We start from the raw sequence: 25,901 nt of genomic DNA, 5'->3' as shown, positions 1-25,901 counted from the left end.
ATTCCGGTGAATCCACTCACCGCCAAGCGCAACGCCGTGGCCGAGCTCATGCGCGTCTCGCCGGTCGCCGACGAGCTGGCCAAGCGGTTCGAGCAGGCCGGGCACCGGCTCTACCTGGTGGGCGGCAGCGTGCGCGACGCGCTGCTCGGCAGGTTGTCCGGCGACCTCGACTTCACCACCGACGCCCGGCCGGACCGGGTGCAGCGCATCCTGACCGGCTGGGCCGACGCGGTGTGGGACACGGGGATCGCGTTCGGCACGGTCGGCGCCGCCAAGAACGGCATGACGCTGGAGATCACCACGTTCCGCGCGGACACCTACGACCGGGTCACCCGCAATCCCGAGGTCTCGTTCGGGGACACGATCGAGGGAGATCTGCACCGCCGCGACTTCACGGTCAACGCGATGGCGATCGAGTTGTCGACGAAGACGTTCGTCGACCCGCACGATGGGATGGGAGCGCTGGCGCGCCGGGAGCTGGACACGCCCGCGCCGCCACAGGAGTCGTTCGCCGACGATCCGCTGCGCATGCTCCGCGCCGCTCGGTTCGTCTCCCAGCTCGGGTTCGAGCCCGCGCCCCGCGTGGTCTCCGCGATGACCGAGATGGCGGGTGAGATCACCAGGATCACCGCCGAGCGCGTGCAGGCCGAGCTGTCGAAGCTCATCACCGGTGCGCAGCCGCGGCACGGGATCGAGCTGATGGTCGACTCCGGGCTCGCCGATCACGTGCTGCCCGAGGTGCCCGGCATGCGGCTGGCGATCGACGAACACCACCAGCACAAGGACGTCTACCAGCACTCGCTGAAGGTGCTGGAGCAGGCGATCGAGCTGGAGACGCGGCACGAGCCCACGTCCGGACCCGATCTGGTGCTCCGGCTGGCCGCGTTGCTGCACGACATCGGCAAGCCCGCGACGCGGAAGTTCGAGCCGGGCGGCGGGGTGAGCTTCCACCACCACGAGGTCGTCGGGGCCAAGATGGCGCGCAAGCGTTTGCGCGCGCTGCGGTACTCGAAGGACGTGGTGCAGGACGTGTCGCAACTGGTGTTCCTGCACCTGCGGTTCCACGGCTACGGAAAAGGCGAGTGGACCGACTCGGCCGTGCGCCGCTATGTCACCGACGCGGGCGACCTGCTGCCGAGGCTGCACAAGCTCGTGCGGGCGGACTGCACGACGCGGAACAAGCGCAAGGCGGCCGCGCTGCAGCGCAGCTACGACGACCTCGAGGAGCGGATCGCTCGCATCGCCGCCGAGGAGGACCTGGCGAAGGTGCGGCCCGACCTCGACGGCAACGAGATCATGCGGCTGCTCGGCATCCCGCCGGGCCCGCTCGTGGGCAAGGCGTGGAAGCACCTGAAGGACCTGCGGCTCGACCGCGGGCCGCTGGAGTACGACGAGGCGGTGGCCGAGCTCCGGAAATGGGCCGCCGAACAGGGGATCGAGCCGCCCTCGTGACTCATACTGGCACCGGCGAACGGTGACAGTGTCAGGCGTGGCGGGCGCGGGAGGCGCGATGGCTCGGCGGCGGAGCTTCCTGTCCGCGCTGCTGCGCGGCGGGGCACCGGTGCTGGCGAGCGCGACAAGCGAGCTGTCCGACGAGGTCGCCGACCCGAGGGCGCCCGCGCTGCCCGCGCTGCGCCGGGTCGCGGGCCCGGTCGACGCCGCGGCCAGGGACGGGTTGCTGCTGCGGGCCGCCCGGTTCGTCGCCCTGATCCCGATCGTGTACCGGCTGCTCGCCGTGCCCGCCGCGTTCGCCGTGTTCGCGGGCAGCGGTGCTCCCGGGCTGCTGCCGGTGAGCCTGGTGGTGGCCTGCGCGGTCGCGCTGAGCCTGTTCGAGCTGGGCTGGCTGGTGCGCGGCGCCCCCTTCTCCCCGACCGTCGCCACCCGCCTGCTGACGCTCGACGTCACGTTCGCGATCGGAGCGAACCTCGTGGTCGCGGCGAGTGTGCCGGAGAGCGGCCTCGCCCCCGCCGGCGAGGTGGCCGTGAGGTACCTGCTCGGCACGGTCGCGTTGCTGACGCTCGCGCTCGGCGTGGGCTACGGCGCCGCCCTCGCCCTCGCCACCGTGCCGCTGCACCTGGCCATGGACTGGCTGGGCACGGGCCGGGTGGACGTGCAGGCGGCGTTCGCCGGGCTCGGCAGGCTGCTCGGTGTCCTGCTCACCGCCGTCGGCGCGCTCGTACTGGTCGGCCTGGGCACGCGGCTCGCGCTGGCCTACGGCATTCGTACCGGCAGGCTCGCCGAGCGTGCTGTGCAGCACCGGCGGCTGCACGACACCGTCCTGCAGACGCTGGAGGCGATGGCGCTGCCCGGCAGCGGCGACGCCGAGCGGCTGCGGCGGATGGCACGGGCGGAGGCCACCGCGCTGCGCCGGTACCTCGAGTCGGACTCCGGCGGGGAGAGCGGGCCGCTGGCGGAGAAGCTGGGTTCGCTCGCCGCCGAGATGGCCCGCGACGGGCTGCGGGCCCAGCTGGTGCTCGGCGAGCTCGACGACGAGACCCTGCCGGAGGTGCGGCAGCTCGCGGTCCGCGACGCCGTGCGCGAGGCGATGCGGAACACCCTCAAGCACGCGGGCACCGACAGGGTGCTGGTGCGCACCGAGGAACGCGACGGTGGCATCGCCACCACCATCCGCGACCACGGCGCCGGGTTCAGCCCGGAGGACCGGCCGCCGGGATTCGGCATCAGCGAGTCCATCGTGGCCCGCCTCACCGAGGTCGGCGGCACCGCGACGGTGGACTCCTCCCCCGGCGGCGGCACCCGGGTCACGCTGTGGGTGCCCAAGGACTGACCGGGCCGGCGCGTCAGCCGACGCGTTCGAGCGCCCCGCTCTCGACGTGCTGCCCCACGGCCCTCGGCAACAGGTACGCCACCGCGCCGCCGGGCAGGTCGCGCCACGGTATCGTGACGCCGGTCAGCACGTGCAGCGGGCGCCGCAGCACGTACGTGTGCCGGTCGTGCTCGCGGTCGAAGGTCAGCGATGTCTCCGGGAACCGGGTGCCCTCCGGGTGCACCAGGTTGCCCGCGTCGGTGCCGAACCGGAGCACGGTCGTCCCGGCAGGCAGCTCGACCATCCGCTTGCCCCGGTAGAAGCCGAGCGGTGGCTCCCCGCGCAGCGGCAGGATCGGCCAGTCGGTCGCGTGCTGCACCGGCTCGGGTGCCTCCGCGTCCCCAGGCACCCCTTCGCGGGCCCGGCCGGGGAACAGCAGCAGCGCGCCGAGCAGCGCGTGCGCGGCGTCGGCGACCCGGTCGAAGTACCTCGGCTCGGTGGGCCTGCCGCCCTCGTGCCCGGCGACCTCCCAGCCCCGGCCGGTGCGGCGCAGGCTCCACGCGGCATCGCCGCCGTGCTGGTCGTCCCCGGCCTCGCCGATCCGGTAGGCGCTCGGCGCGACGCCGTGCTCGGCGAGCCGTTTCCGCAGCACCGCGAGCACCTCGGAGGCCCGCAGCGACCGCGTCGGCTCGCCGCCCCGGTCCACGCGCGTCACCTGGTCCGGCTCGCCGAGCTCGTCCGGGGTCCGCGGCGGGTACGGCCTGCCGAGCAGGTCGGCCTCCGCCGTGGCCCGCAGCAGCGCGCCGACGTAGGGCGGCCGGTAGTCGCGTTCGCGGATGTGGTCGAGCAGGCCCGCCTCCGGTGGAACGCCGTACTTGCGCAGGTAGTGCGGTACGGCGGCGGGCCAGATCCAGGTGCCGTCGGTGTGGAAGGCGTCCGGCGTGTCCGCCTGCCCACCGGCGGCGAAGATGTCCGGCAACGTTCCCGGCCTGGCCAGCACGACCGGTGCGCGGTACAGGTAGCCGAGGACCGCGCGGATCTCCTCCTGCGGCAGCGGGGGCCGGTTGACCACCGGCGGCTCGCCCTCGGCATGGCTGTCGACGACCCGCGCGTGCCGGAAGTCGACGTCGAGCGGCAGCCCGGCCTTCGCCGCGAGCCACGCGGGCGCCTTCTTCCTGGGGTGGTACTCCAGCTCGGCGGAATAGCTGCGCGCCGTCGTGCGCCCGTCCGGGGGCAGCCGCCAGTCCGGCTCGGCGTCGTGGTCGTAGTCGAAGTCGAAGTCGCCCGTGGAGTCCAGGGTGTAGGTGCCCTGGAACCAGGTGCCGCTGCCCGCGTCGTACATCGCCGAACGGAGTTGGGCGAACAGCTGGCCCAGCTGCGGCGGCGAGGACAGCGACACCGCCACGTCCTCGGCGACGGCCCGCACCTCCAGCTCGGAGTAGTCGCCGACCTGCCGGAACTGTGCGCCGACGCGCTGCCAGCCGGAGGGCAGGAACTGCAGCAGCGTCCGCCCGATCGCTCGCAGCAGCGCCTGGGTGTCCCCCGTGCCCGGCTCTCCGCGCGGGGTCCCCGGTTCGGCGAAGTCGTGCCGCTCCTGCCACAGGGCCGTCAGCGTCTCCGGGTCGTCGGTCGTCGTGCTGAGCCCGGAGAGTCCCAGCTCCGCGGCGACGCCCTCGTCGGTTCCCGCCCAGCGCAGGGTCAGCCCTTGGGCGCCTGTCCTCGGTTCGACGCGGTAGATCTCGTCGTCGTAGACGCAGTACGTGTGGACGGCGAACGTGGCCCCCGCCTCCGCCGCGGGCACGACCCGCGCGGGCGCCCCGTTCCACTCGGTGTCCGCACCCTCCGGCGGCTCCTCCCCCGGCAACGCGCTGAGCAGCACGGTTCCGTCCGCTGTCGAGCGCTGGGCACGGAAGATCCGGCCGTTCCACAGCGCGTACAGCGCGTCTGGGCGATCGGCCACCTCGACCCGGTAGCGCACGCCGTTCCCCCCTCGGTCCGGTGTTCCCCAGTCATTTCACGCCAATTAAACCTGGCGGGCGTGCCGGGCGCGCTTCGGTGTCGGCCTCGGCGGAACCGGCGGAGCGGCGGCCTCGAGCCTGCGCGCGGCCTGCTTGCCACCTTCGCGGACGGTGTCGAGGACGGTCCTGGCGAGGGTCGCCGGGTCGGTGCGCTCGAAGGCGGTCGGCGCGAACTCGAGCCCGGTCAGGGTTCCGGTGGAGTCGACGGTGGCGTGGACGAGCCCGTCCGGGGAGGTGACGGTCGCCGTCGCCGTGCTACCTGCCATGGTCACGGTGTTTCACCCTAACGGGTGGCGGCGAGATATCCGGCGATACCGGCGAGGTAGAGCGCGATCGCCACCAGCAACAGCGTCGGTGAGCGCCCGTCGAGCGGGGCCAGGATCGCCGCGAACGACACCGCCGCCACCTGCACGACGTTGAACAGGGTGTCGTAGAGCGCGAACACCCGGCCCCTCGACTCGTCGCCGACATCCCGCTGGATCGAGGCGTCCACCGACAGCTTCAGCACCTGCCCCGCCGAGGTGACGGCGAAGGCGGCCAGCAGCACCGTCGGCAGCGTCATGGGCAGCCCGAGTCCCGCCTGCGCGACGGCGGCGGCGAGCAGGCTGCCGGCCATCGCGCGCCTGCGCCCGAACCGGGCGACCAGGCGCGGCGTGAGCAGGCCGGCGAGGAGGATGCCCGCGCCGCCCATGAGCGCGAGCTGGCCGAGTCCGGGCAACCCGGCCCGCAGCGGACCCATGTTCGTGAAGGAGTACCGCATGAGCAGCACGGACAGCAGCAGGGAGATCCCGAACGCGGCGCGGTGGGCCAGCAGCGCGACGAGCCCGGAACGGACGCTCGGCGTCCGCGCGGCCGCGCGGGCACCCGCGACCAGACCGGCCGCGACGGCGACCACCGCACGGGTGGGTTCCTCGACCCGGTCCGGGCCGAGGACGCCCCTGGCGAACCGGGCGGCGAACAGTGCGCCGAGCAGCGCCCCCACCATCGCGACCGAGGTCGTCCATGCGGATCCGGTGTCGCCCCTGCCGAACACCGCCCGCAGGCCGATGGCGCAGGCCCCGCCGAGCACGGCGATCATGGCGCCGACCGTGGTGGCCAGCGCGTTGGCGGTCACGATCCGCTCCCGGGGCACCACGTGCGGCAGCGCCGCCGAGACACCGGCGCCCGCGAACCGGGCGAGACCCATGACCAGCAGCGCGAGCACGAACAGCGGCGGGCCTGCCACACCGAGCCCGACGGCCACCGCCGCGGCGCCGACGCAACCGGCCTTCAGCAGGTTCGCGACGACGAGGACCCGCCTGCGGTCCCAGCGGTCGAGCAGCGCGCCCGCGAACGGCCCGACGAGGGAGTACGGCAGCAGCAGTGCGGCGAACCCGGCGGCGATCGTCAGCGCGTCGGCGGCCCGCTCGGGATTGAACAGGACCGCACCGGCGAGCCCGGCCTGGAACGCACCGTCACCCCACTGGGTCGAGAACCGCTGGTAGAGCAACCTGCGGTAGGCGGGAAGGGCCAGCAGGGCCCGGGGAGCGGCGCGCCGGCGGAAGGATGTCTCCGTGCCTGCTGCCACGGTCTGTCAGCCTACGGGGATTCGGTGGCGAACACGAGAAGTGAAAGGGCCGGCGCACTCGGTCGCCTCTCGGCGATACGGCGCAGTGTGGCTCCTGCCGAACGGTATTCCACAAGGGCTCTTCTCAAGTGGGCCCGGGGGACACGGAGTGCGCCGGCACCCGGTCCAACGGCCGGGGGCGACCAGTTGTTCCCGGACGGTGACTTACCGCGTCAACGCGAGTGGGATCATGGACGGGTGCGAGCGGACGCCGAGGTTGAACCGGGAACACTCCTGGTCGCTGCCCCCACGATGTTCGACCCGAACTTTCGCCGGACCGTCGTCTTCGTGATCGACCATCGCGAGGAGGGCACGCTCGGTGTGGTGCTCAACCGGCCCAGTGAGGTGCCCGTCGACGAGGTGCTGCCCAGCTGGGGCGACCACGTCGTCGAGCCGCAGGCCGTGTTCGTCGGTGGCCCGGTGGAGAAGAAGACGGCGCTGTGCCTCGCGGCACTGCGGACCGGCGAGACCGCGGCGAGCGTGCCGGGGGTGATCGCCGTCCGCGGTCCGGTCGCGCTGGTCGATCTGGACGCCGATCCGGACGCGCTGGTGCCGAAGGTGCGTGGCCTTCGGGTGTTCGCCGGGTACGCGGGCTGGGACTCCGGGCAGCTGGCCGGGGAGATCGACCGGGGGGACTGGCTGATCGTGCCCGCGCTGCCGAGCGACGTGCTCGCCACCCCGGCGCGGGATCTGTGGGGTCAGGTACTGCGCAGGCAGGGCCTGCCGACCGCGCTGCTCGCCACGCACCCGGGCGACCTGCAGCGGAACTAGCGGTACTGACCGGCGCTCACGACGCGCCGCAGCCACCGCACGCGCATCCGGAGCAGCCCGCGGGTTCGGCGGGCGCCGGCGCGGGCACCGCGTTCGCGGCCCGGTGTCCGAGTGCGCCGCCACCCGCGACGAGGCCGAACATCGCGACCACGCCGATCACCACGGCGGTGACCATGCCCGGGGTGGACGGCATCGCCAGCGCCGCGGCGCCGCTGAGAACGCCGATCGTGCCCGCGACGACCGTCGGCAGTCCGGCGACCCGGTTGGCCACGCGGAACGCCTCGTCGCTGCGGAGAGTGGACGGGGTGCGCAGGCCCGTGCCGCGGTCGCGCGGGAGCTTCTCGCGCAGGCCGAGGTAACCACCCCAGCCGACCAGGACACCGAGCACCATCGGAAGCAACGCGACCACGAACACGAGAGCCAGAATACGGGCTGTCCGAAAACGCCGTGGTCGGGGCGGCTACCATGAGGGCGATGAGAACGACCAGCCTGCTCCTTATCCGGCCGCGCTGACCAGGTCCGGCAGCGCGGCGAACCCCTCACGCCTTCGGGCTGGGGGGTTGCGTTCTTTCTGGGGCAGGCAGGTACACGGGAGGATCGGCGATGACAGACGGCACCGAGCAGGCTCCGGCGCACCGCTACACGGCGGAGCTGGCCGGCCGGATCGAGCGGCGGTGGCAGGACTACTGGGCCGACCACGGGACCTACCACGCGCCCAACCCGAAGGGCCCGCTCGCCGAGGACACGCCGATTCCCTCGGACAAGCTGTTCGTCCAGGACATGTTCCCGTACCCGTCCGGATCGGGCCTGCACGTCGGGCACCCACTGGGCTTCATCGGCACCGACGTCTTCGCCAGGTACCACCGGATGACCGGCCGCAACGTGCTGCACACGATGGGCTTCGACGCCTTCGGCCTGCCCGCCGAGCAGTACGCCGCGCAGACCGGAACGCACCCGCGCACCACGACCGAGGCCAACATCGAGCGGTACCTGAGCCAGATCCGCAGGCTGGGCCTCGGCCACGACGAGCGGCGGCGGATCGCCACCACGGACGTCGAGTACTACCGCTGGACGCAGTGGATCTTCCTGCAGATCTTCAACTCGTTCTATGACGAGAAGCAGGACAGGGCGAGGCCCATCGCGGAACTGGAGCGCGAGTTCGCCGAAGGCGAGCGGGAGACGCCGGACGGCCGCCCGTGGGCCGAGCTGTCCGGGGTCGAGCAGCGCCGCGTCATCGACTCCCACCGGCTGGTCTACATCTCCGAGGCGCCGGTGAACTGGGCGCCCGGCCTCGGCACCGTGGTCGCCAACGAGGAGGTCACCGCCGAGGGACTGACCGAGCGTGGCAACTTCCCGGTGTTTCGCAAGAACCTGCGCCAGTGGATGATGCGGATCACCGCCTACGCCGACCGCCTGCTGGACGATCTGGACCTGCTGGACTGGCCCGAGAAGGTCAAGACGATGCAGCGCAACTGGATCGGTCGCTCGCGCGGCGCGAACGTGCGCTTCCGTGCGGACGGGGAGACGATCGAGGTCTTCACCACCCGGCCGGACACGCTGTTCGGAGCCACCTACATGGTGCTGGCGCCCGAGCACCCGCTGGTCGACCGGCTCACCGCGGCGGAGTGGCCGGAGGGCACCGACGAGCGTTGGACCGGGGGCGCGGCGACGCCCGCGGAGGCGGTGAAGAGCTACCGGGCGGAGGCGGCCCGCAAGTCCGAGCTCGACCGCCAGGAGAGCAGGGACAAGAGCGGCGTCTTCACCGGTGCGTTCGCCACCAACCCGGTCAACGGCGAACAGATTCCCGTGTTCATCGCCGACTACGTGCTGATGGGCTACGGCACCGGCGCGATCATGGCGGTGCCCGCGCAGGACCAGCGGGACTGGGACTTCGCGACCAAGTTCGGCCTGCGCATCGTCCGCACCGTCGACCCGGGTGAGGACTTCGAGGGTGCGGCGTTCACCGGCGAGGGGCCGGCGATCAACTCGTCCAACGAGGACCTCAGCCTGAACGGCATGGGCGTCGAGGACGCCAAGAAGGCGATCATCGCGTGGCTGGAGGAGAAGGGCCACGGCGAGGGCACCGTGCAGTACAAGCTGCGCGACTGGCTGTTCGCCCGGCAGCGCTACTGGGGTGAGCCGTTCCCGATCGTCTACGACGAGAACGACCTGCCGATCGCGCTGCCCGAGGAGCACCTGCCGGTCGAGCTGCCCGACGTTCCCGAGTACGCGCCCACGACGTTCGACCCGGACGACGCCGACTCGGAGCCGCAGCCGCCGCTGGCCAAGGCCACCGACTGGGTCGAGGTCACACTGGACCTGGGCGACGGGCCGAAGAAGTACCGGCGCGACACCAATGTCATGCCGCAGTGGGCCGGTTCGTGCTGGTACCAGCTGCGCTACATCGACCCGGACAACGCCGAGCGCTTCGTCGACCCGGAGAACGAGCGGTACTGGATGGGGCCGCGCCCCGCCGAGCACGGCGTCAACGACCCCGGTGGGCTGGACCTCTATGTCGGCGGCGTCGAGCACGCCGTGCTGCACCTGCTGTACTCGCGGTTCTGGCACAAGGTCCTGTACGACCTGGGGCACGTCTCCTCGGCGGAGCCGTACCGCAGGCTCTACAACCAGGGCTACATCCAGGCGTTCGCCTACACCGACTCGCGCGGCGTCTACGTGCCGGCCGAGGACGTGGAGGAGCGCGACGGCAAGTACTTCTACCAGGGCGAAGAGGTCACCCAGGAGTACGGGAAGATGGGCAAGAGCCTGAAGAACGTCGTCACCCCGGACGAGATGTCCGAGAACTACGGTGCCGACACCTTCCGGTTCTACGAGATGTCCATGGGCCCGCTGGACGACTCCCGCCCGTGGGCCACGAAGGACGTCGTCGGGTCGCAGCGGTTCCTGCAGCGGCTGTGGCGGCTCGTCGTGGACGAGGCCACCGGCGCGGTAAGGGTCGCCGACATCGAGCTGACCGACGACGACCGCAGGCAGCTGCACAAGACCGTCGCCGGGGTGCGGGAGGACTACGCGGAGCTGCGGTTCAACACCGCCGGCGCGAAGCTGATCGAGCTGAACAACTACGTCACCAAAACCTACGGCTCGGCGGAGGCCACACCGAGGGAGCTGGCCGAGCCGCTGGTGCTGATGCTCGCCCCGATGTGCCCGCACATCGCCGAGGAGCTGTGGCAGCGGCTGGGCCACCCGGACTCCCTGGTGCACGGTCCGTTCCCGGTGCCGGACGAGAAGTGGCTGGTCGACGAGACGGTCGAGTACCCGATCCAGGTCAACGGCAAGGTCCGGTCGCGGGTGACGGTGGCGGCCGACGCCGGGCAGGACGACGTGCGGGCCGCGGCGCTGGCGGATGCCAAGATCGCCGCGCTGCTGGACGGCGCGGAGCCGCGGAAGGTCATCGTCGTGCCGGGCCGCCTGGTCAACGTGGTGCGCTGAGGCTGAGCCCGATCTCCCTGGCGAGGTCGGCCAGCAGCGCGTCGAACAGCGCGTCCGGCTTCTGCACGGTGATCGGGTAGTTGCCGAACACCTCGAGCGTGACGTGCCCGTAGATGCGGGCCCAGAACTGGATCATGAGGTACGTCGTGCCGAGCGTGAGCCGATCGGTGGGCATGTCGAGCCCGGATTCGGCGACGGCGGCGACGAGGGCGTCGCGGTACGCCGCGAGGTCGTCCTGCAGCTCGGGCGGCACGACCTCGTCCGGCGGCGTGGCCACCTCGTGCGTGGCGAGCACCTGCCCGGCCGCGGTGAGGAACAGCCTGCCGAACGGTTCGGAGGCCTGCTTCAGCGTGGTCACACTGCCCTCGGCGGAGCCGACCTCGCCGGTGGGCGAGGCGAACACGAGCGTGAACTCCTGGGTGTGGGTGAGCGCCCAGCGCCGGAAGCCCTTGCAGATCTCGAACAGCCGCAGCGCGCCCTCCGCGGCGGGCTCGGCGGCCAGTTCGGTGCCGAGGTCGGCCACCACGTCGCGGCGCAGCTGCTCGATCAGGTCGTCGCGAGAGCCGTAGTAGCGGTACAGCGCGGGCGCGGTGATCCCGAGCTCGCGGGCGATGGCGCGGAGGGTGACGGCCTCGGGGCCGTGCCGCACGAGAAGCGCGCGGGCCGTCTGCCGGATGTCCTGTCCCGTGGCCTCGCGGCCCCGCCGTATGGCCTTGTTCATGACGTACCCCGCCCGAGCTGCCGATGATCTCCGATCCCGGAAGTGTATGAGCCCTTCCGCGGACCGGGGTGGCGCGCGGCAGCCCGGCCGGGGAAACGTCCGGGCGCCGCCGGCACCGATCACTCGGGGGGCTACGTGACCGGTGCCGGCGACCCGATGTCCGGCCAGCAGCCCTGGGGACCGGGGCCGAACAACACCCCCGCGCGAACGCGGCGGTGCTGAGGAGAGCCCGCCGAGATCGCGGCGATGACGCCCCGATGTGGAACTCACCCGAAAGGGTGAGTCTCGGTGGACCTCACCTGATTGTCGCATCGCGCGGGCGGAAAGTTACAAAATCCTTCATGTCTGTTCCCGGCGCACCGCTGACCGGGTGGTTTCTGGCAGTCTCGGCCACATGACCGCACAGGTGCTCGTGGTCGGCTCGGCCAATGCCGACCTCGTCGTCCCGGCGGACCGGCGCCCCGGTGGCGGGGAGACCGTCCTCGGTGGCGACACCCGCATCCTGCCCGGCGGCAAGGGCGCCAACACCGCCGTCGCGGCGGCGCGGCTCGGCGCGGACGTCGCGTTGGTGGGCGCGGTCGGTGCCGACGGGCACGGCAAGCTGCTGCTGGAATCGCTGCGCGAGTCCGGCGTGCGGACGGACCTGGTGCGGACGGTCGACCGGCCGACCGGAGCCGCCTACATCACCGTCACGCCGGACGGGGAGAACTCGATCCTGGTCTCGCCGGGAGCCAACCACGCGCTGGCACCCGCCGACATCGACGACGTCGCTGGTGTCACGGGTGGGTTCGCGGGCGTCCGGGTGCTCGTCGCGTCGATGGAGATCCCGCTGCCGACCGTGGAGCACGTGCTCGTCTCGGCCGCCGCCGCAGGGGTGCGGACGGTGCTGAACCTGTCCCCCGTCGCGGAGCTCGCCGCCGAGGCCCTCGCCGTGCTCGACGTGCTGCTGGTCAACGAGCACGAGGCGGCCTGGCTGCTCGGCGAGGACGCCGCCGACCCCGCGCGGCTGCTCGAGCTCGGCCCCCGCTCGGCCGTCGTCACGCGGGGCGCGCACGGAGCCGTCGTGGTGACCCGGGACGGGACGACCGAGGTTCCGTCGCCACGGGTCAAGGTGGTCGACACGACGGGCGCCGGGGACGCGTTCGCCGGGGCGCTCGCCCACGCCCTGGCCGGGGGAGCCGGTCTCGCGGCGGCGGCCCGCACGGCCGCCCAGGTCGCCGCCGTCTCGGTGACGCGGACCGGGGCGCAGCCGTCCTACCCCACCGCCGACGAACTTGGTTAGGGTGGCAGCGCGAGCTGCCCTTGGAGGATCATGAACCGCTATGGTCTAGACCATGTCTGACGTCCAGCTGTCCGGAGTGCCCGTGAGCCCGGGCCGGGCGAGCGGCCCGGTCGTCCGCGTCACCGAACCGCTCGGCGAGCCCGCCAGCACCCCGCCGCCCGACGACCTGCACGAGGAGGCCGCCCGTATCGCGCCCGCCGCGCAGGCCGTGGTGGCCCGGCTGGAGGCGAAGGCCGCGGCGGCCAGTGGGGACGCGGCGACGATCCTGTCCACCACCGCCGCCATGGCCGGTGACCCGGCGCTGGTCAGCCAGGCCGAGCAGCTCGTGACCGCGCAGAACATCCCCGCCGCGCGGGCCGTCTACGAGGCCGCGGCCAACTTCACCCACGCGCTCGCCAGCGCGGGCGGGTACATGGCCGAGCGGGTCCGGGACATCGAGGACGTCCGCGACCGGATCATCGCCCAGCTACTGGGTATCGAACCGCCCGGCGTGCCCGAGCTGGACCAGCCGAGCGTGCTCGTCGCCAGGGATCTCGCACCCGCCGACACCGCGGGCCTCGATCCGGCGCTCGTGCTCGCACTCGCCACCGAGGAGGGCGGGCCCACCAGCCACACGGCCATCCTCGCCCGCTCGCTCGGCATCCCGGCGGTCGTGGCCGTGCGCGGGCTGCTCGCCAACGACGCGCGGGCGCTCGCGGTGGACGGGGACACCGGGGTCATCGAGGCTGTCGACCCGAGCGCTCCGCCCGTGGTCGCCGCCAGTGGCGGGCCGATCGAGTGGGACGGCACCGGGCGCACATCCGACGGGCACCGCGTGAAGGTGCTCGGCAACGTCGGCGCGCCCGCCGACGCACACGCCGCCGCGGACACCGGGGCCGAGGGCGTCGGGCTGTTCCGCACGGAGTTCTGCTATCTCGACGCGGCCGACGAGCCCACCATCGCCGAGCAGCGCAAGGCGTACACGGCGGTGCTGGAGCCGTTCCGCGGCAAGCCGGTCATCGTGCGCACGCTCGACGCGGGCGCCGACAAGCCGCTCGCCTTCCTCGCGCAGGAGACCGAACCGAACCCCGCGCTCGGCGTCCGCGGTGTCCGGGTGGCCTTCGACCGGCCCGACCTGCTGGACCGCCAGCTGGAGGCCATCGCGGGAGCCGCGGCGGACTCCGGTGCGGACGTCTCGGTGATGGCACCCATGGTCGCGACCGCGGAGGAGGCCGGCTGGTTCGCCGAGCGGGTGCGCGCGGCCGGGATCGCCAGAGCCGGAGTGATGATCGAGGTGCCCGCGGCGGCACTGACGGCGCGGGAGGTGCTCGATGCGGTCGACTTCGTCTCCATCGGCACCAACGACCTCGCCCAGTACACCTTCGCCGCCGACCGCCAGCTCGGCGCGGTGGCCACCCTCAACGACCCGTGGCAACCCGGGTTGCTCCGGCTGATCGGTCTGGTCGGCGACGCGGCGAGAGAGACGGGCAAGCCCGCGGGCGTGTGCGGCGAGGCCGCGGCCGATCCCCTGCTGGCCAAGGTGCTCGCCGGTCTGGGCATCACGAGTCTCTCGATGAACGCCGCCTCCGTGCGCGCGGTCGGGGCGAGCCTCGCGACGGCGACGCTGGCCGACTGCGAGCGTGCCGCGCGGGCGGCGCTGGCCGCACCCACCGCCGCGCAAGCCAGGGTGGCCGCGCGGGAAGCCTGAGCCTCAGGCGAACAGGCCCCGGCGCGGGTACTTGATCGTCAGGGAACCGCCGTGCACCCGGCCGGTCAGCACGAACCTCGGTGTGCCCGGCCTGCCGTTCGAGTTCGTCTTGTCGTCAAGGGTGCCCCACTTGACCTCGGTGATCCCGTTCGTGTCGATCACGGCGTGTTCCGGGATCTTCACGGTGACCGACCCCCACTTGGTGTCGAGCTCGACGTGCACGACCGGAGCGGCGAGCTCGGCCTCGGTGAAGTCCAGCCGGGTCTCGCCGTACTTGTTGCGGACGACGATCTCCGGCGGCGCGTACCAGCGGCCCTTGCGCACCAGCTGCGAGCCGTGGGCCTTCAGCTCGAGCCGGTTGCCGGTCGGCACGGGATCACCCGGCCCGGGCGGGCCCGGTGCGGCCGGGTACACGGCGTCGCGGTGTACGAGGCCGGGCAGGTCGACCAACACCTCGTTGAGCTCACCTCTGGTGCGGGCCGCGAGCGCGATGTCCGTTCGCTCGGTGAACTCGTCGAGGTCGATCATCCCCCGGCCGATGGCCTTCTGCAGCAACTCGACGACGTGCTCCCGCTCCTGGTCCGACACCCGGAGGTTGCGCATGCGCTGCCGCTCGTCCGCTACCGGCTGACCGTCCGGCTCGCCCTTCTCGTCCACGGCGACGATGCTAGGGCCGGTGGAACCGCGGCGGATCCGGGAAAAACCCCGAACGATCCCCGGGTCTCACCCACCGTCCGGGTCCTCCCCGTCGTCGAGTCCATGCTCGATGGCGTAGCGCGCCAGCTCCACGCGGTTGTGCAGCTGGAGCTTGCGCAACGTGGACTGCACGTGGTTCTCCACCGTGCGGTGCGAGATCACGAGGCGGTCGGCGATCTGCCTCGCCGTGAGCCCCTTGGCGACCAGCCGCAGCACGTCGGTCTCGCGTTCGGTGAGCCGGGGAGCCTGGTCGTCGGCCGGCGCGGACGCCATGCGCCGGTACTCGCCGAGCACCAGCCCGGCGAGCCCGGCCGTGAACACCGGGTCGCCCGCTGCCGTGCGGCGCACGGCGTCGACCAGCTCGGTGACCGAGGCGGACTTCACCAGGTAGCCCGACGCGCCCGCCTTGACGGCCTCCAGCACGTCGTCGTGCTCCCCGCTGGCCGACAGCACCAGTACCCGGGTCTCCGGCAGCTCGCCGGTGATCGACTGGGTGGCGCGTACTCCCGAGCTGCCGTCCAGGTTGAGGTCCATGAGCACGACGTCGGGGCGGACGGCCCTGGCGATGCGGATCGCCGCGTCCGCGTCGGCGGCGGTGGCCCGCACGTCGAAGCCGTGCTCGCCCAGGTCGCGGGCCACGCCGTCGCGCCAGATGGGGTGGTCGTCGACGACCATCACGGAAATCGTCACGGGCGCCTCCCCGAGCGGCTCTCGCGGGGCACCCTGATCTCCCACTCGGTGCCCGCCCCCGGCGCGGTCTCCAGCGTCGCGGTGCCGCCCAGCTCGGCGACCCTGCCCCGGATCGACTGGGCCACCCCGAGGTGCCCCTCCCGTTCCGCGGCGGCCAGCCTGCCCGCCGGGATGCCCGGACCGTCGTCCCTGATCGTCACCACGACCTCCTCCCCGAGATCCTCCAGCAGCACCCAGGCCTTCGCCGAGGGGCCCGCGTGGCGCTCCACGTTGGACAACGCCTCCCGTGCGACGGCGACGAGCTCGTCGACGGTTCCCTCCGGCAACGCGACATCGCCCGCCGGTGCGGAGACCTGGACCCGGGACGTCGCGAGCAGCTGCAGCGCGGAACGCAGGTCGGCGGTGCCGGTCGGGCCGCCGACCGGCACCGACGGCTTCGTGGACACCAGCGAGCGCAGCGCGATCTCCTGCTCCCCGGCGAGCCGGGCCAGCTCAGCGGCTTCCCCGCCCAGGTCGTGACCGCGGCGGCGCACCCGGGCGAGGACCTGCAGCACGCTGTCGTGGATGGAGCGGGCGAGCCGTTCCCGCTCGGCGTTGGCCGCCTCCGCGCGCATGGCCCGCGCGAGCGTGGCCTGAGACCGTCGCGCTGTGGTCGCCGTGATGCCGATGAGCAGCCCGCTCGCGGTGAGCAGCACCCCGTCGCGCGCCACGTCGAGGTTGACCTCGAGCCTGGCCACGCCGGTGGACACGGCCACGACGAGCCCGGCGACCACGCCGCCCACCGCCCCGAACCGCGCCCCGGCGGCCAGCGGCGGGACCGCGGCCCACACGGTGGTGACCAGCGGAGCGGCCTCGGCGTACTGCCCGGCCGAGAGCACGAACGGCGAGGTGAGCATCAGTCCGCAGGTGAGGAGCACGTCCACCGCCACCAGCGCCGCGAGGCGCAGCGCGGGCCGCGAGTAGCAGACGCTCGTGCCCACGGTCCAGGCCGCCATCACGCCGAGCGCGGTCCACGCCAGCCACTCCCGCTCGTAGCCGTCCCGGTGCACCAGGACCGCGCCTGCCGCGAACAGCAGCGTGATCACCCGCAGCACGATCGTCCCCCACCACAGCGGGGTCGCCGGGTCGCGCTCGGTCATGCCTTGTCTGGCGCCGGATCCTCGGACTCCGGCTCCTCGGGGACCGTCGGATCGGCGGACTCCTCGGCGAGGACGTCCACCGCCTTCGGGTCCGGATCACGCTCGTGGACCAGCGACTTGATCCCCGCGTTGAGGACGGCCAGCAGTGGCACGGCGAGCAGCGCACCCGGGATCCCGGCCGCCACCAGGCCCACCGTGATGGCGAGGATGACGGCGAGCGGGTGCAGCTTCACCGCGCGGCCCAGCAGCAGCGGCTGCAGCACGTGGCTCTCCAGTTGCATCACGCCCACCACGATCGCCAGCACCACGAGGGCCGTGACGAAGCCGTTGGTGACGAGCGCGACCAGCACCGCCACCGCACCGGCCACCACGGCACCGATGATCGGCACGAAGGCGCCGAGGAACACCAGCGTCGCGAGCGGGATCACCAGCGGCACGCCGACGATCCACAGCCCCACGCCGATGCCCACGGCGTCGACCACGGCCACGGCCGCCGTCGCGCGGACGTAGCTGACCAGCGAGGCGAAACCCCGCCTGCCCGCCGTGTCGACCCGGCTGCGCACGGCGCCGGGGACACCGCGCATCAGGAACGTCCAGATCTGCTCGCCGCCGACCAGGAAGAAGATGAGGATGAACAGCGTCAGCAGGAAGCCGGTGAGGATCTCGCCGACCGTGCCCGCGGTGGTCAGCGCGCTGGAGGTGATCGACGCCTGGTTCTCCTGGATCAGGCCGATGGCCTGGTTGATGAAGTCCTGGATCTGCGTCTGCCGGAGGTGCAGCGGCCCGTAGATCAGCCAGTCCTCGATCTGGCTGAGGCTTTCGTTCAGCTGCTGCTGCAACGCGGGCAGGCCGTTCGTGAACTGGATGATCACGAACGTCAGGAGCCCGCCGACCACCCCGAGGCCGCCGACGAGAACGAGGCTCGTGGCGAGGCCGCGCGGCACCCGACGGCCGGTGAGCCGGTGCACGGCCGGCGCGAGCAGGGCCGCGAGCAGCAGCGCGATGGCCAGCGGGATCGCGACCATCGACAGGTAGCCGAGCATCCTGCCGATGACGTACAGGGCCGCGACCACCACGAGGAAGCGCCACGCCAGCGCGGCGCTGACGCGCAGTCCGAGGGGTACCGACCTGGTGACGTCCGCGTCCTGGGAGATCGCCGGTAGCTTCGGCTCGTTCCGACTCACTTGCCCACAGTATCGGGCCGGGGCGACGATCTCGCGGACTCACGGGTAACCACGGGCGCACTGCCGCGATCACGACGGGTCATGTTCGCCCACACACAGTGTTCTTCACACGATCGTGCAGTCAAGTCGTGTCCAAGATGCGCGGGGGCCGCTCGGTTTGCCAATCTCTGTGGCACCGGAGCGGTGCGTGCTTCTCCGAGCACGATCCGCAGTCGCGAGCGCGACCCTCACCTATCGAACACTCACGTACCGGCAGGAGAACTGTGGCCACCACGGCAGCGACGCAGCGGGACAGCGCGGGACGCGCGCTCCGCTGGCTGATGCGCGCCCTGCTGGTGGTCGGCGGTGCGCTCGCGGGCACCGCGGCGGCGTGGGCGCTGTCCACGGCGACGGCCTCCGCCGCACACGCCGAGGGCGAGTCGTTCTTCGGGCCGGTCGCGTCCGTCTCGGACCAGGCCGATGTGGTCGAGGAGTCGACCGGGGTCGATGTCACGCCCGTCGCCGACGCCGCCGTCGAGGGCGCGGGACGCGTCGTCTCCGGTGCCGCCGAACTCGCGGGCGGTGTTGGCGGTGCCGCCGCCGAGGCGGCCCGGCCCGGTGTGGAGCGCGAGGAGCGGGCCGAGGGCTCGGCCGAGCGGCGCGCGCCGCGATTCGTGGACCAGGCCGTCGCCGACGAGGTGAGCACCTCGGTCAACCAGTTCTGCGACACCGCGGTGCTGCGTCCGGTGCACGACGTGCTCGGTGCGGCCGAGCAGGTTGCCCGCAGCCCGCACGAGGCACGGCAGGTCATCGAGCGGGGTCTCACCCCGCCGCGGCAGGTCGGCGAGTTCGGCGAGGCCGTGTGGGACGTGCTGTCTCCGCGCACCACCGACCTGGTGAACGGCCTGCCCACGATGCCGGAGCTGGCCGGCGGCGATTCCGCGCAGTCCGCGCCCATCCCGGCAGCCCCGCGGGAGAAGGCGGCCGGTCCGGCCGAACGGCCTGACGCGCCCGAGCCCGCCATCGCCACGGTGAAGGTGAGCGACGCGGTCGCCCCCGCTTCCTCGTCCCTCGGTGCGGACACCGAAGCCGCTGCCGACGCGCAGCGTTCCGGTGCACCCCGTGACGGCTCCGCACCGGCCTCGCCGGTGCGGTCGCCGCTGGCTCCGATCACCATGCCGTCCCACTCGGGCGGCTCGGTCGGCGGCCTGCACATCGACGGTCCGCTGTTCGGCGTTCCCGCCGGCAGCCTTTCGACCGACTACGACGCCGTGACCAACTGTGTTCGCGGCGGTGTTCGGCACCTGCCGATCCAGCCGGGTTCGCAGCCCGGCGTGACGCCCGACTGATTTCGCCGCGGGGTAGGCCGACGCGCCACTCCGCCGCCGCGTCCTCGCTGTCGGCGCGCGTCCGCTGAATTCTCCCCGCTTTTCCTCCCGCTGGTACGCGCTCGCGTACCGGCCGCCCGTCGGGCACCCGTGCGCTCGTGACGCGCACACCCCCCAAGACCCCGCAAGGGAACCAAGGAAAAGGAGAACCACTCACATGCAGACCTGGGCGAAGCGCGGAATTCAGACCGCGCTGGTCACCGGTGGTTTGCTGATGCTGGGCACCGGCATCGCTTCTGCCAACGAGAAGGTGGACCCGGACACCCCCGCCGGTCCCCTCGACCTGACCGCCAGCATTCCCGTCGACATCGGCGACAACGCCGTCGCGGTGGCGGGCCAGCAGGTCGACCTGCCCGGCCACCAGGGTGAGATCAGCACCAAGCCGGTCACCGACCCGATCAACAAGGCCGCCGCTCCCCTGGGCAAGGCCACGGCCCCGCTGTCGAAGGCGACCGCGCCGGCCACCGCTCCGCTGAACAAGGCCGCGAGCATGGCGAGCCAGGCTGGCTCGACCCTCGGGAAGTCCGCGAGCAAGGCACCCGCGCAGGAGCGCGTGGCGCCCGCCACGCAGCAGAGCTCCGAGCCGTTCCAGGGGAACAAGGTCGTCGGCAACGTCGCCGTGCCGATCCAGATCACCGGCAACGCGATCGGTGTGCTGGGCCACGCGGAGGTCGACTCCGACCACTCGCAGTCCTACGCGCACAACACCGACGTCTCCACCAGCGGTGCCGGTGGCGGGCTCGCGGGCAACGTGGTGGCTCTCGACTGGGCGCTGCCCGTGCAGATCTCCGGCAACGCCGGCGGCCTCTTCGGTAGCGGCAAGACGTCGGGCAGCGCGGAGCAGAGCACCGCGACCACCGGCACCATCGAGACCGACGGCACCAACGGCGGCCTCGCGGGCAACGTCGTGAGCCCGCAGTTCGCCACGCCGGTGCAGGTCTCGGGCAACGCCCTCGGCTGGTTCCTCGGGCACGCCGAGACGGACTTCGACTCGGAGAGCGAGGCCGAGTCCGGCGGCTACATCATCACGCACGGCGACCAGGGCGCCGGTGCGGGCAACGTGGTCGGCGCGCCGATCGCGCTGCCGGTCCGCGTCGCGAACGACGCCGTGTCGTGGGGCGGTGACGCCGACGCCTCCGGTGGCTCGGAGACCGAGGCCATCGCCGGCGGCACCACGCCGGGCATGAAGAACATCCCGGCGTTCATCCAGACCGACGGGGACGAGTCGTTCCTGTCCGGGAACATCGTCGACCCGCAGGGTGCGCTGCTCGCCTCCGTGACCGGCACCGCCGCCGCGTGGATCGGCAACTCGGTCACCGAGGACACCAGCTCCGAGGCCGAGATGCAGGCCGGTGGGTTCGCCAGCACGAGCGGCCAGAACGCCGCGGGCTCCGGCAACATCGCCGACCTGCCGGTCGCACTGCCCGTCGAGGTGTTCGGTGTCGGTGGCACCTGGATCGGCAACGCCCACGCCAAGGGGCACGAGAACGCCACCAGCGCGACCGCCGGTGAGGGCACCTACTCCAACGGCGACGGCTCGATGCTGTCCGCCAACACCGTGACCGGCCAGGTCGCGTCGACGGTCGAGGCCTTCGGCATCGGCGGTTCCTGGATCGGCAACGCCTCGGGCAACGCGACCGAGGAGAAGAACGTCCAGTCCGGCCAGTACAACGGCACGCGCGGCAACGACGCCGCGGGCTCCGGCAACCTGGTGCAGGTGCCGGTGGCGGGCCCGGTCGAGATCTTCGGCGTCGGCGGCTCCTGGATCGGCCAGGGCTACGGCACCGCCGAGGAGACCAAGCGCGTCAAGGCCGGTGGCGGCGGCAGCACCGACGACGACAACGGCTTCCTCGCCGCGAACCTCGTCTCGGCCCCGCTCTCCGTGCCCGCGCAGGTGTTCGGCGTGGGTGGCACCTGGATCGGCAACGGCCACGGTGCGGCGACCGCCGACACCATCTCCGAGGCCGGCGGCGACGTGAAGGCCAACGGCAAGAAGGGCACTGGCTCGGGCAACATCGGGTTCGTCCCGGTCTCGCTGCCCGCCCAGGTGCACGGCGTCGGCGCCTCCTGGATCGGCAACGGCAGCGGCACCAGCGAGAACCTGACCGACTCGCTCGCCGTCGGCGACGCCAGCACCACCGGTAAGGGCGGCTCCGTCGCGGGCAACATCATCCAGGTCCCGGCAGGCGCGGCGGCGACCGTGTTCGGCGTCGGGGCGAGCTGGATCGGCACCGGTCACGGCGACGCCACCAACGACGTGGTCTCGGCCGCCGGTGGCGACAGCAAGACCAACGGCGACGGCGGTTCGATCGCGGGCAACGTGCTCAGCGCCCAGGCGCTGCCGATCGCACAGGTCTTCGGCGACGCCGCCAGCCTGACCGCGGTGGCGACCGGCACCGGGTACAACACCACCGACGTGGCCTCGGGTGGCGACATCACCACCTCCGGCGAGGGCGGTGCGATCTCCGGTGACATCTTCGACGTGCCGGTGGCCGCGGTGGCCCAGGTCTTCGGTGTCGCCGCGTCGGTCGGCGGTGTCGCGCACGCCGTCGCGGACAACGACACGGTCGGCACGGTCGGTGGGCAGACCACCACGGCCGGGTCGACGGACGCCCTGTCCGGGCTGAACGAGCAGCACCCGCTCGGTGTGCTCGTCCAGGTCTACGACCTGCCGCTGGAGCTGCTGGCCGAGGTGTCGACCACGGTGTCGAACATGACCGACATCTCGGTGGCCGGCGAGGAGCCGCAGATCAACCTGCCGATCACCGGGGCCGAGCTGCCCGCGACCGGGCTGCCGAGCCTGCCCAGCACGTCCGGCCTTCCGGTCGGCATGGCGAAGGCCTCGCAGCTGCCCACCACCGGGCTGCCCGGGCTGGGTAGCCTTCCGGTGAGCGGCCTCCCGCTGACCGCCCTGACGGCCTCCCCGCTCGAGGTGAGCCACCTCGGCGCCCTCGAGGGCCTGAGCGGTCTGGGTGGTGGCCTGCCCGACGTGTCGAGCCTGCCGGTGAGCCTGCCCACCACGGGTGGCCTGCCGCTCGGCTCGCGTGCCGCGGAGCGTGCCGACCTGCCGCAGGTCAACACGCTGCCGGTGGAGCTGCTGCCGACCGACCTGCCGTCGGCGCTGCCGATCGGTGACACCCAGGTCCTCCCCGCGGTGGACGCCGGCTCGCTGGCCCCGGCCGGTGAGCTTCCGGCGCTGCCCCAGCTGGACTCGAGCCCGCTCGGCTCGTTCCAGGGTGTGCTGGACGGCGTCAGCGTGAACGACTTCAACCTGGGCTGATGCCCTGACCGTTCGAGGTCGTCGAACAGGACGAGGGCCGGGCCCGGAAGCAGCCAGCTTCCGGGCCCGGCCCCTTTCTGTGGTCAGTCGAGTTGCACGGAGCGCTTCGCCAGCCCGTACCAGTAGCCGTCGATGACGGTGCGCGGCAGGCCGCCCTCTGCCGCGCCGAGGGAGACGAACAGCGGTGCGAAGTGCTCGATGCGCGGATGCGCGAGCCGGGCGGCCGGTGCCTTGTGCTCGAAGTCGAGCAGCGCGTCGATGTCGCCCTCGCCGAGCACCTGCTCGCCCCAGTGGTCGAACTCGGCGGACCACGTGGGCGGGGTGCCGTCGACGCCGTTGACCGCGTTCATCGCGCTCAGGTTGTGCGTGAAGAAGCCGCTGCCGATGATCAGTACCCCCTCGTCGCGCAACGGCGCCAGCCTGCGGCCGAGTTCGTAGAGCTCCTCCGGGTCGAGGCTGGGCATCGAGATCTGCAGCACCGGGACGTCGGCGCCCGGGAACATCTCCACCAGCGGCACGTAGGCGCCGTGGTCCAGGCCGCGTTCGGGGGCGTCGTGCACCGGTGTGCCCGCGCCGTTCAGCAGCAGGCGCACCCGGGCCGCCAGTCCGGGAGCGCCCGGTGCGGGATAGCGCACCTGGTAGTAGCGCTCGGGGAAGCCCCAGAAGTCGTAGACGAGTGGCACCGTGGTGGTCGCGCCCACGGTGAGCGGCGCTTCCTCCCAGTGCGCCGACACGACGAGGATCGCGGTCGGCCTGCCGAGTCCGGCCGACCAGTCGGCGAGCTGGCGGGTCCACGTGGGGTCGTCCGCGAGGGGCGGAGCGCCGTGGCTCAGGTACAGCACGGGCGCCCGTTCGGTGGCTGCGGTCATGTGCACTCCATATTGAATGTTCAACTACATGATAGTGGCACCTGGCCCCTTCTGGCTATTCCCGCTTCTCCGCCGTGGCCGTCCACGGCCGTACCATGAGGCATGGTCGGGAACGTCCTGATCTACCTCGCTGTGGTCATCGCCCCGACGGCGACGTGCTGGGTGATCCTCATGCTGCCCCGGCTGGTGGCCGCGGCGCGGCGGCGGCGTGCGCCCGAACCGCAGGGTCCACCGGTCGAGCGCCTGGCCGCCGATCTCCGGCGGGTGCGGCACTCGCTGGCGACCCTGCCGCCGAACGCGCCGATGGTGCGCCGTCGCGCCACCGGCGAGGCCTACGACGCCCTGCTGGCGCAGGCGTGCCGCGCCGTCGGCGTCGCACACCGCCTCGACGCCGTACCCGAGGGCATCGACCGTGAACTGGAGCGGCTGCGGGTCGAGGAGGCCCTGCGCGGCGCAGGCCTGGCGATCCCGTGACGGCCGCTCCGATCGACGTCGGGATCCAGGTGCTCGGGATCGAACCGGGACGCTCCGCGCTCCCGTACTGGCGCATGCTCGGCGACGCGTTCCTGCCCGGGGGCGTCGGCGTCTGATCCGCCGGGGTGCCACCCGCGGAGCCGCTACTCCTGGGCGAGGTCGGCGAACCGGCTGTAGTGCAGCTGGTGGGCGACGGTGATGGTGCTGGTCGGCCCCGCGCGGTGCTTGGCCAGTATCAGGTCGGCCTCGCCCGCTCGCGGATCGTCGCGCTCCCACGCGTCCGGCCGGTTGATCAGCAGCACCATGTCGGCGTCCTGCTCCAGCGAACCCGACTCACGCAGGTCGGACAGCATCGGGCGCTTGTCGGTCCGCTGTTCGGGGCCGCGGTTCAGCTGGCTGATCGCGACCACCGGCACCTCGATCTCCTTGGCCAGCAGCTTCAGCGCACGCGAGAACTCCGAGACCTCCTGCTGCCGGGATTCGACGCGCTTGCCCGACGTCATGAGCTGCATGTAGTCGACGACGACGAGTCGGAGGTCGTTGCGCTGCTTGAGCCGGCGCGCCTTCGCGCGGATCTCCATCATCGTGAGGTTGGGCGAGTCGTCGATGAACAGCGGAGCCTCGCTGATCTCGCTCATCCTGCGGGCGAGCCGGGTCCAGTCGTCGTCGGACATCCGGCCACCGCGCATGTCGGCGAGCCGGATCCGCGCCTCGGCGGAGAGCATGCGCATGACGATCTCGGTACGGCTCATCTCCAGCGAGAAGATGACGCTGGTCATGCCGTGGCGGATCGAGCAGGACCTGGCGAAGTCGAGCCCCAGTGTCGACTTGCCGACACCGGGCCGCGCGGCCACGATGACCATCTGGCCGGGGTGCAGTCCGTTGGTCACCTCGTCGAGGTCGACGAAACCGGTGGGCACGCCCTGGGCCGTGCCGCCGCGGGACGCGATCGCGTCGATCTCGTCCATCGTGGGCTGCAGCAGCTCTTCCAGCGCGATGTAGTCCTCGCTGGTGCGCCGCTCGGTGACGTCGTAGATCGCCGCCTGTGCCCGGTCGACGACCTCGTTGATGTCGCTGTTCTCGCCGCTCGCGGCGCCGTAGCCGTACTGGACGATCCGGGTGCCCGCCTCGACCAGCCTGCGCAGCACCGCCTTCTCGGCGACGATCTGCGCGTAGTAGCCGGCGTTCGCGGCCGTGGGCACGGTGGCGATCAGCGTGTGCAGGTACGGTGCGCCGCCGACCCGGTTCAGCTCGCCGCGCCGCTCCAGCTCGGCCGAGACCGTGATCGGGTCGGCCGGTTCGCCCCGGCCGTAGAGGTCGAGAACGCAGTCGTAGACGGCCTGGTGCGCGGGCCGGTAGAAGTCGCCGGGGCGGAGCACTTCGACCACGTCGGCGATGGCGTCCTTCGAGAGGAGCATGCCACCCAGCACCGACTGTTCGGCGGCGACGTCCTGTGGCGGCTGCCGGTCGAACCCGCCCTGGTCGCCGGGCGCGAACGCGGCACCACGGTCGTCGGTGATCGCCACCGGTGCAGGCACCTCCTCGGAGTCGAGTGTTCGAACACCCGTTCGAATTATAGCGGATCAGGGGCCTTGTTCCGGCACATCGGGGGTCCGGCGTTTCGGCCGCCGCGGGCACGCTAGATCGCCCGGAAGTAGCAGCGCAATTCCGCTTGGGGACCGGCCTGTGCACTACCTGTGGATGGAGCGGCCCAACGAGTCACAAGCGCTCGTCAGCCTGTGTACAACCTGGGGGCAAGTATTGGCATCCTCGGTGAATCCGCAGGTCAAGGCATGTGGGTAAGCTGTGGACAAACTTGTTGGAACTCTTTCGGCGTGTCGGGGTAGATGCCGTCCTCGGCGTGTCGCGCGGGCCGGCTGTCACCAGGTCGCCGGGGTCC

Annotated in this window: 20 protein-coding genes; 9 read left to right on the top strand and 11 right to left on the bottom strand. The window is 72.3% G+C overall.

Annotated features, from left to right (window positions below; genetic code table 11):
- Window positions 1-6 precede the first annotated feature (6 nt).
- Both B0I33_RS14015 and B0I33_RS14010 read left to right on the top strand, forming a co-directional pair.
- Complete coding sequence (locus tag B0I33_RS14015; protein ID WP_281259401.1) at window positions 7-1,452, top strand: CCA tRNA nucleotidyltransferase; 1,446 nt, start codon at window positions 7-9, stop codon at window positions 1,450-1,452.
- 58 nt (window positions 1,453-1,510) lie between these two features.
- Complete coding sequence (locus B0I33_RS14010) at window positions 1,511-2,788, top strand: sensor histidine kinase (RefSeq protein ID WP_106179184.1); 1,278 nt, start codon at window positions 1,511-1,513, stop codon at window positions 2,786-2,788.
- Between the two features lie 13 nt (window positions 2,789-2,801).
- Here B0I33_RS14010 and B0I33_RS14005 read toward each other — a convergent pair whose 3' ends face one another.
- The 3 genes from B0I33_RS14005 to B0I33_RS13995 are packed head-to-tail and all read right to left on the bottom strand — an operon-like array spanning window position 2,802 to window position 6,352.
- Window positions 2,802-4,745: a TNT domain-containing protein gene (locus B0I33_RS14005; RefSeq protein ID WP_106179183.1), complete on the bottom strand. Its 1,944-nt coding sequence runs from the start codon at window positions 4,743-4,745 to the stop codon at window positions 2,802-2,804.
- A 45-nt stretch (window positions 4,746-4,790) separates the two neighbouring features.
- Complete coding sequence (locus tag B0I33_RS14000) at window positions 4,791-5,051, bottom strand: YbaB/EbfC family nucleoid-associated protein (RefSeq protein ID WP_245900703.1); 261 nt, start codon at window positions 5,049-5,051, stop codon at window positions 4,791-4,793.
- Window positions 5,052-5,068: 17 nt separating this feature from the next.
- The gene (locus B0I33_RS13995; protein WP_106179181.1) at window positions 5,069-6,352 is read right to left on the bottom strand and encodes an MFS transporter; all 1,284 of its coding nucleotides are present in this window, start codon (window positions 6,350-6,352) and stop codon (window positions 5,069-5,071) included.
- Window positions 6,353-6,538: 186 nt separating this feature from the next.
- Between B0I33_RS13995 and B0I33_RS13990 the strand changes: the two genes are divergently transcribed.
- On the top strand, window positions 6,539-7,162 hold the full coding sequence (locus B0I33_RS13990; protein WP_281259400.1) for a YqgE/AlgH family protein: 624 nt from the start codon (window positions 6,539-6,541) through the stop codon (window positions 7,160-7,162).
- 16 nt (window positions 7,163-7,178) lie between these two features.
- On the opposite strand, the gene B0I33_RS13985 is transcribed toward B0I33_RS13990, so the two are convergent.
- The gene (locus B0I33_RS13985; protein WP_106179179.1) at window positions 7,179-7,577 is read right to left on the bottom strand and encodes an SdpI family protein; all 399 of its coding nucleotides are present in this window, start codon (window positions 7,575-7,577) and stop codon (window positions 7,179-7,181) included.
- 188 nt (window positions 7,578-7,765) lie between these two features.
- Between B0I33_RS13985 and leuS the strand changes: the two genes are divergently transcribed.
- Window positions 7,766-10,612, top strand: a complete 2,847-nt coding sequence (gene leuS, locus B0I33_RS13980; protein ID WP_106179178.1) for a leucine--tRNA ligase — start codon at window positions 7,766-7,768, stop codon at window positions 10,610-10,612.
- On the opposite strand, the gene B0I33_RS13975 is transcribed toward leuS, so the two are convergent.
- Window positions 10,596-11,333 carry a TetR/AcrR family transcriptional regulator gene (locus B0I33_RS13975; RefSeq protein ID WP_106179177.1) on the bottom strand — a complete coding sequence of 246 codons (738 nt, stop codon included), beginning with the start codon at window positions 11,331-11,333 and terminating at the stop codon, window positions 10,596-10,598. The genes leuS and B0I33_RS13975 overlap by 17 nt on opposite strands.
- 394 nt (window positions 11,334-11,727) lie before the next feature.
- Here B0I33_RS13975 and B0I33_RS13970 point away from each other — a divergent pair, with 394 nt between their 5' ends.
- Together B0I33_RS13970 and ptsP are read left to right on the top strand one after the other, a co-directional pair.
- Window positions 11,728-12,615: a ribokinase gene (locus tag B0I33_RS13970; RefSeq protein WP_106179176.1), complete on the top strand. Its 888-nt coding sequence runs from the start codon at window positions 11,728-11,730 to the stop codon at window positions 12,613-12,615.
- A gap of 52 nt (window positions 12,616-12,667) precedes the next feature.
- On the top strand, window positions 12,668-14,302 hold the full coding sequence (ptsP, locus tag B0I33_RS13965; RefSeq protein ID WP_106179175.1) for a phosphoenolpyruvate--protein phosphotransferase: 1,635 nt from the start codon (window positions 12,668-12,670) through the stop codon (window positions 14,300-14,302).
- A 3-nt stretch (window positions 14,303-14,305) separates the two neighbouring features.
- Here ptsP and B0I33_RS13960 read toward each other — a convergent pair whose 3' ends face one another.
- The 4 genes from B0I33_RS13960 to B0I33_RS13945 form a co-directional block, all read right to left on the bottom strand.
- Window positions 14,306-14,905: a DUF1707 SHOCT-like domain-containing protein gene (locus tag B0I33_RS13960; protein WP_106179433.1), complete on the bottom strand. Its 600-nt coding sequence runs from the start codon at window positions 14,903-14,905 to the stop codon at window positions 14,306-14,308.
- Window positions 14,906-15,025: 120 nt separating this feature from the next.
- On the bottom strand, window positions 15,026-15,688 hold the full coding sequence (locus B0I33_RS13955) for a response regulator (protein WP_181193286.1): 663 nt from the start codon (window positions 15,686-15,688) through the stop codon (window positions 15,026-15,028).
- A complete protein-coding gene (gene macS, locus B0I33_RS13950) occupies window positions 15,685-16,827 on the bottom strand; it encodes a MacS family sensor histidine kinase (RefSeq protein WP_106179174.1) in 1,143 nt (380 codons plus the stop codon). The genes B0I33_RS13955 and macS overlap by 4 nt, the downstream gene beginning before the upstream one ends.
- Window positions 16,824-18,011, bottom strand: a complete 1,188-nt coding sequence (locus tag B0I33_RS13945; RefSeq protein ID WP_106179173.1) for an AI-2E family transporter — start codon at window positions 18,009-18,011, stop codon at window positions 16,824-16,826. The genes macS and B0I33_RS13945 overlap by 4 nt, the downstream gene beginning before the upstream one ends.
- 263 nt (window positions 18,012-18,274) lie before the next feature.
- Between B0I33_RS13945 and B0I33_RS13940 the strand changes: the two genes are divergently transcribed.
- A complete protein-coding gene (locus B0I33_RS13940; RefSeq protein ID WP_106179172.1) occupies window positions 18,275-19,339 on the top strand; it encodes a hypothetical protein in 1,065 nt (354 codons plus the stop codon).
- A gap of 196 nt (window positions 19,340-19,535) precedes the next feature.
- A complete protein-coding gene (locus B0I33_RS13935) occupies window positions 19,536-22,658 on the top strand; it encodes a ribosomal eL19 family protein (protein ID WP_106179171.1) in 3,123 nt (1,040 codons plus the stop codon).
- An 83-nt stretch (window positions 22,659-22,741) separates the two neighbouring features.
- Here the strand turns inward: B0I33_RS13935 and B0I33_RS13930 are convergent, their stop codons facing one another.
- Entirely contained in the window at window positions 22,742-23,527 is a 786-nt protein-coding gene (locus B0I33_RS13930) for a dioxygenase family protein (protein ID WP_106179170.1), read from the bottom strand.
- Window positions 23,528-23,629: 102 nt separating this feature from the next.
- Between B0I33_RS13930 and B0I33_RS13925 the strand changes: the two genes are divergently transcribed.
- Complete coding sequence (locus B0I33_RS13925; protein WP_106179169.1) at window positions 23,630-24,001, top strand: hypothetical protein; 372 nt, start codon at window positions 23,630-23,632, stop codon at window positions 23,999-24,001.
- A gap of 143 nt (window positions 24,002-24,144) precedes the next feature.
- On the opposite strand, the gene dnaB is transcribed toward B0I33_RS13925, so the two are convergent.
- The gene (gene dnaB / locus B0I33_RS13920; RefSeq protein ID WP_106179168.1) at window positions 24,145-25,527 is read right to left on the bottom strand and encodes a replicative DNA helicase; all 1,383 of its coding nucleotides are present in this window, start codon (window positions 25,525-25,527) and stop codon (window positions 24,145-24,147) included.
- Between the last annotated feature and the right edge of the window lie 374 nt (window positions 25,528-25,901).

The sequence above is a fragment of the Prauserella shujinwangii genome (assembly GCF_003001955.1).
GTDB lineage: Bacteria > Actinomycetota > Actinomycetes > Mycobacteriales > Pseudonocardiaceae > Qaidamihabitans > Qaidamihabitans shujinwangii.
The sequence above is the reverse complement of the archived record's forward strand: the minus strand, read 5'-3'. Positions and strand labels throughout refer to the sequence as shown.

Bases quoted from the DNA above. Each gene is read 5' to 3' on its own strand.
- B0I33_RS13960 (WP_106179433.1), bottom strand. From the start codon at position 14,905: ATGCGCAACCTCCGGGTGTCGGACCAGGAGCGGGAGCACGTCGTCGAG.
- B0I33_RS13930 (WP_106179170.1), bottom strand. From the start codon at position 23,527: ATGACCGCAGCCACCGAACGGGCGCCCGTGCTGTACCTGAGCCACGGC.
- B0I33_RS13975 (WP_106179177.1), bottom strand. From the start codon at position 11,333: ATGAACAAGGCCATACGGCGGGGCCGCGAGGCCACGGGACAGGACATC.
- ptsP (WP_106179175.1), top strand. From the start codon at position 12,668: ATGTCTGACGTCCAGCTGTCCGGAGTGCCCGTGAGCCCGGGCCGGGCG.
- leuS (WP_106179178.1), top strand. From the start codon at position 7,766: ATGACAGACGGCACCGAGCAGGCTCCGGCGCACCGCTACACGGCGGAG.
- B0I33_RS13925 (WP_106179169.1), top strand. From the start codon at position 23,630: ATGGTCGGGAACGTCCTGATCTACCTCGCTGTGGTCATCGCCCCGACG.
- macS (WP_106179174.1), bottom strand. From the start codon at position 16,827: ATGACCGAGCGCGACCCGGCGACCCCGCTGTGGTGGGGGACGATCGTG.
- B0I33_RS13970 (WP_106179176.1), top strand. From the start codon at position 11,728: ATGACCGCACAGGTGCTCGTGGTCGGCTCGGCCAATGCCGACCTCGTC.
- B0I33_RS14010 (WP_106179184.1), top strand. From the start codon at position 1,511: ATGGCTCGGCGGCGGAGCTTCCTGTCCGCGCTGCTGCGCGGCGGGGCA.
- B0I33_RS13935 (WP_106179171.1), top strand. From the start codon at position 19,536: ATGCAGACCTGGGCGAAGCGCGGAATTCAGACCGCGCTGGTCACCGGT.
- B0I33_RS14000 (WP_245900703.1), bottom strand. From the start codon at position 5,051: ATGGCAGGTAGCACGGCGACGGCGACCGTCACCTCCCCGGACGGGCTC.